Source organism: Succinimonas sp. (assembly GCF_045225735.1).
Lineage (GTDB): Bacteria > Pseudomonadota > Gammaproteobacteria > Enterobacterales > Succinivibrionaceae > Succinimonas.
In genome coordinates, this window is record NZ_JBGVBR010000202.1 from 1 (window position 1) to 5,544 (window position 5,544).

Annotated in this window: 4 protein-coding genes; 2 read left to right on the plus strand and 2 right to left on the minus strand. The window is 50.3% G+C overall.

Translation table 11 applies throughout. The features are described from left to right. A partial coding sequence (locus ACJROR_RS07020) for an AAA family ATPase (protein ID WP_406546497.1) occupies positions 1–610 on the minus strand: 610 nt, incomplete at its 3' end. A gap of 484 nt (positions 611–1,094) precedes the next feature. Here ACJROR_RS07020 and ACJROR_RS07025 point away from each other — a divergent pair. Both ACJROR_RS07025 and ACJROR_RS07030 read left to right on the plus strand, forming a co-directional pair. Next, positions 1,095–2,333 (plus strand): MFS transporter, encoded by a 1,239-nt coding sequence (locus ACJROR_RS07025; protein WP_406546498.1) that lies wholly within the window; start codon positions 1,095–1,097, stop codon positions 2,331–2,333. 96 nt (positions 2,334–2,429) lie between these two features. Further along, a complete protein-coding gene (locus ACJROR_RS07030) occupies positions 2,430–2,918 on the plus strand; it encodes a LexA family protein (protein WP_406546499.1) in 489 nt (162 codons plus the stop codon). Between the two features lie 1,444 nt (positions 2,919–4,362). Here ACJROR_RS07030 and ACJROR_RS07035 read toward each other — a convergent pair. Next, on the minus strand, positions 4,363–5,544 hold a 1,182-nt coding region (locus tag ACJROR_RS07035), incomplete at its 5' end, for a DUF6273 domain-containing protein (protein ID WP_406546500.1).

Genomic DNA, 5,544 nt, shown 5'->3' on the forward strand with positions numbered 1-5,544 from the left:
TGGTGAGAAGATCAATAAAAGACTTCTGGAGCTTAGTATCATTCCGGTAATCCCGGTAAATCAGATCCCACTCGTCCATAATCAGGACAAATCTTTCTCCGGTATATTCGCATACTGCCTGTAACGCCGCGGGCAGGTTTTTTTTACCGACTTTTCTGCTTTTGCCGATCACTCTGGCATAGTCTTCGTTTTCTTTCAGATCCTCGATGATTGTGTATTTAAGATAATCAACAAAGGCAGTAACCCCCTTAACCTGCAGATCCTCATCTTCGGTGTATGCAATATATTCGTCCCTGATGGTGTTCATGTCGATGTAAATCACATCGTACTTGTTCAGGTGCTTTGCGTAACTGCCATTTCCGGCAATTTTAAGTCCGTCGAATAAATGCTGTCCGGCATAGGCCTTTGAGTAATAAGCCAGAAGCATATGCGCCGTTACGGTTTTGCCGAATCTGCGGGGACGGGTAAGAGCCAGCAGATTCCCGTCAAGGTCAAAACGCTCATTGGTTTCGGCAATAAAATCAGTCTTATCAACTAACACTCTGAAATCCTTTGCCTGAACCAGATTTATAAAGAAGTTTTTCTTGTTTGGATTCAGAATATTGCCCATAGCTTAATCTCCGGGAACTTCATGATGCTGCCATTTTAACACGGCGCCAGATGCATATCCGTGATACATGACATAAGGGCTCAAAACGGCAAGTTTTCCGCATCTGCCTTATGCCTGAGCAGTCATTTGTCATGCCTTAAGTTCTGGCAACAGTCTCCCGGACTTCTCGCAATATCCAATCCAGAGCTCCTTCATCTCTTAAAACCCGGACATTTGGAACTTTATTTCCGGCAGATCCGGGAACTGAATGACCGGGAGATACAGGCATTTCAGGATCCGGCAAAGGCTCTTTTGCAATGCCGTTTTGTCAGGAGTTTCCCGCCGCCTGCAAAAAAAACATTTACAAAAGCCTGCTAAACAAAAATAATGACAGGTATCACATTTCTGTCAGCCCTTTTATCAGCATTGCCTGCCAGCCAGCTTGTCAGGACTGTGCGACAGAGGCTTTTCACAGAAAAAGAATCATGTTCACAGGAGAAGAATCATGAGCCTCTCGCTTTCCCTCCGCCAGCACCTCCGGCATTATCACGACAACTATCTCTTTATGCTGGGACATCTGGCCACAGACATCTGTCAGGGTTCCGTGGGAGCCGCCCTGGCGGTGCTGCTGGCGGCAGGGTATCTCCATACCAACACCGAAATCTCCATGCTGGTGCTGGCCTCCACCCTGCTGTCCTCCATCGTGCAGCCTCTGGTGGGGATCATCTCGGATCTGAAGCCCCGGCCCTGGATCATGACCGTCGGCATGGTCACCGCCGCTCTGGGCATTGGCTTTATCGGCTGCACCCAGAATTTCATTCTGATGTTTATCCTGATCAGCATCAGCGGCGTGGGGGTGGCCATGTTTCATCCCCAGGGAAGCCGGTTATGTCATGCCTGCTCTCATGAACACATGGGCCGGGGGATGAGCATCTTCTCGGTGGGCGGCAATATCGGATTTGCCATAGGCCCGGTGGTAATCTCCCTGGCCACCCTGCTCTTCGGACCTCCGGGCATTATGGTGATCATGCTGCCGGCTCTCATTATGATGTTCGTATTCATGAACAGGCATCAGCACTATACGGAGCTCACACTTAACGAAAACCGCGAGCTTAAGTCCCAGCCTCAGGAAAGAGAAAGCTATGCGGGATTTGCCATCCTGACCATGATGATCTTTTTCAGATCCTGCGTGTACTTCGGTCTTACCACCTTTATTCCGCTGTACTTCATGTCCCGCTTCAAGTGGGAGGTAGGTCTGGCCAATGGCAATCTCACGGTGATCGCGGTGTGTTCCGCTCTGGCCACGCTGGCCGGGGGCGCTCTGGCGGATCGCTTCGGCTTCAAAACCGTGCTGGCCATGTCGGCCACTCTGGCAGTGCCCTTTCTCATTGCCTTTGCCGCCATGGACTCCGCCGGGCTCGCCGTGGCCTTTCTGATCCCGGCCGCCCTGTTCCTTTACGGGAGTCTCTCCGTATCCATGGTCATGGGACAGAAGCTGCTCTGCAATCACATCGGCTTTGCCTCCGGCATCACCATCGGCCTCGGGATTTCCTTCGGGGGCATCACGTCTCCGCTTTTGGGGTATATCGGAGATCACTACGGTCTGGAATATACCATGTGGACTATCGTGGTTGCGGCCATGCTGTCAGCTCTGGTAGCCTGGTTTGTTCCGGATATCGACGCCATCAGACAAAAAAGAAAAGAGGCGGCAGAATCTGCTGCTTCCGTAACATCTGAAGCATAAAACCATTCCTGAGAAAGGTGTCCAGTTTTAGAATAGTTCTGCCGGGGGAGCTCTCCCGGCTTTTCATAAACCGCCCAAAATACGGAGACCGGTTCCATGACTGATAACAGCAGCGCCCCGGATGGCAAGAAATCCCCGGATATTCCGGAAGCTCCTTCCGCAAAGCCCATCGGCCGGATCCCGGAGGGAGTTTCTCCGGAAAGACGCTATCTTCCGGTTTCCCTGGAAAAGATCCCTGCGGGATTCCCGGCTCCTAACGGCGGCTATATTGACGGCCGGCTGGATCTCAATGAGTTCTGCATCAGCCATCCCGCCTCCTCCTATATTTTTCAGGTAATCGGGGACTCCATGATTGAAGCCGGCATTCTCCCGGATGACTATCTGGTGGTGGACAGGGCCCGGGAGGCCCGGCACGGCGACATCGTTATCGCCGAGGTCAATCAGGAATTCACAGTGAAGTATCTGGAGCTGGTACCGGCTCCCCGGCTGGTGCCCGCCAACCGCAACTACCGTCCGATTCTGATCACCCCGGAACTGGAATGCCAGATCATTGGAGTGGTGGTAACCTCTCTCAGGAAATACTGAGAAAGCTCCGGGGAAGATGTACGAGCGAACGAAAGCACGTGAGATCTGGAAGTCCGGGATTTCGGCAGCAAAGTACCGCATCCCGGGACAATCGGGCTCCGGTGATCTCAGCATCTCGCATTAACCGCGCTCTCCAAACCGTTTAAACTGCCTGCCGTTAAAACACGGAATCTTTGTAAAGCCGCCCTGCTGCCATCATCTCTCCCTTACTGCTCAATACATTCCCCGCCATGAAACTCCGCCCCGTTTCTCCGCCTCGCTTTAGCTTCTCAACAAGGCTTTGGCTCGGTACAGCTATGGAATGGTTGGGGATAATGGATGAGCAGAAAGCGGAGATAAGAGAAGCAACGGGGAGAAACAGCATGGAAAACTTGGGAGCGGCACAGACCAGACACGGCATGGGCGAATGATAGCCGCATGGGCAGACGATATTCATACTAGATAACTGTGTGATATGACACACATTTTTATCGTGATTTATGAAAGTAAATTACCACTGTTTTAAGGAAGTGTTTTCAGATAAAACAGACAAACACGGCGGTTAGATAGCATCAAAAACCTTTATAACTAAAGGTTTAACAGTTTTTATCACTGACTTTCCCGAAAATATTTTCAAAAAGATGAAAGTATTTTCATTCAAAAATTTTGTAAAATTCTTCCATTTAGCTATTGCGTTTTGTGCGGTATATCACTATCATGAAAATGTGCTCAGCGAGATGAGCTAACAAAATTTCGGAGGAAAACGAAATGAAAAGACTTTTTAACAGACACGTTGCCATGACCAGCCTGGCCCCGGTAACCCGCGAATACTTCTTCAGCTACGTGAAGTAAGGGTTTCGGAAGATAAACCGAAGGAAGAGTCCGGGGCTGAAAGGATAAGATGACAAAGCCCCGGTTCACAACAGTTTAAGAATGAGGTAACCGAAATGAAGAGACTTTTTAACAGATACGTTCCTGTGAACAACCTGGCCCCGGTAACCCGCGAGTACTTCTTCAGCTACGTGAAGTAAGGGTTTCGGGAGAAAACCGAAGGAAGAGTCCGGGGGCCGAGAGAATAAGATGACAAAGCCCCGGTTCACTACAGTTTAAGAATGAGGTAACCGAAATGAAGAGACTTTTTAACAGATACGTTCCTGTGAACAACCTGGCCCCGGTAACCCGCGAATACTTCTTCAGCTACGTGAAGTAAGAGCGCCAGGGATTACGATCTGGCTTTAACAAACAAACCGAGAAGGCAGAGCAATCTGCCTTTTTCTTTGTCTCCCGGAGTCATTTCCGGCCCCTTTTCAATCAAACTAAGAGAGCAGTCCCTTCCCGATATTCCTGATCCACAGCCGATTACCAAAATGATCTCATACCCAGGCGAGCAGGCATCGCTATTCTCCATTCAAACGGACGAAAGATGAACGTTCTGTGCCGCGGCGGCTGATTCCCGATTAGAAGATTACAGATTACAGATTAGCCGTAAAGCGGGCCGCACAGCGTAGTTAGCAAAGTCGACGTTGCAACCATTAAGGTAGAGCGCGCCGCCCGACTTTACGAACGAAGCGTAGTACCGATCATTGCCCGGCGTCCGCAGCCACCAAATACAACAGCCATTGCCATTATCAACAGATGCTCCTTGGTTACGGGCACGCCCCGTAGACCGGCACTGCCTGTCCCCGTCATTCTTAAAATACCGTTCCGCCTCTGCCAAACTGAGGCAGAAAATCCGGTCATCGGTAGGATTGCCGGCTGAGATGCGGTACTTCGGATTACATTCATTTTCAAGATGCGTAACCTTGATTCTCTTCTGCTCCTCTGCGGAAAACGCCGCCTTCAGAAAATCATTGTTAAGCCATCTCCGGAGATCGCACTGCTCCCAAGTTATGTCTCTGTAATTCTCATGGTACTTCCGGCAATCCAGAGCATGCCTGCTGATAAGAAGAGCTTCATTGCCTTTGGCTTCCAGCACTAGCCATTCAATAGGAGCCGGGGCCTGATCCTCCTGGGGGTAGCTACCGAATTTCACGTAGCTGCCTTTTTTGAAGGTGGGGTACATTTGGCCCCAGAGCCGGATCTGGCCGGGAATTTCGGAATCGTTCTTATGCTTCAGAAGCTCCTTGGCGAGATGGGATACTCCGGGAGTATTGGAAGCGGCCAGTTCATTCAGGTAAGTCTCATGCACCCGGACAAATTCCCGGAGATAAAGGGGCTTCCGCTTTCCTTCCTCCTCGAGATCTGCCGCAAATCTGGCAAAGTCTTCCTTGTCCGCAAAAAGATATTCCCCCATGGAGATCATTTTGCCAACGGTGTCCTCCAGCTTTTTGAAGGCATCGCTCTTCCAGTGGCTGATGGCCACCTCCGCCAGGGGAACATCGTAGCGATGGAGAATGCTTCTTACGATATGGGTATTTCCTTCCTGAATGCTCTTTTCCACAAAGTTGTTAAAGTCATCCGCATCCTTGAACTGAAACTCAAAGTCATCAAAGATGGCGCTCCGGGCATCATCGTAAACCTCCTGAACAAGGCTCTTTGATTTCGCATCAGGAAGAGCAGAGACCAGAAACTCCAGTTCGTCCCGCACCTTGAGAAGCAGCTTTTCATGAGCGCTGCGATCCTTTTTACGGTCTTCGGCCATGGTCTT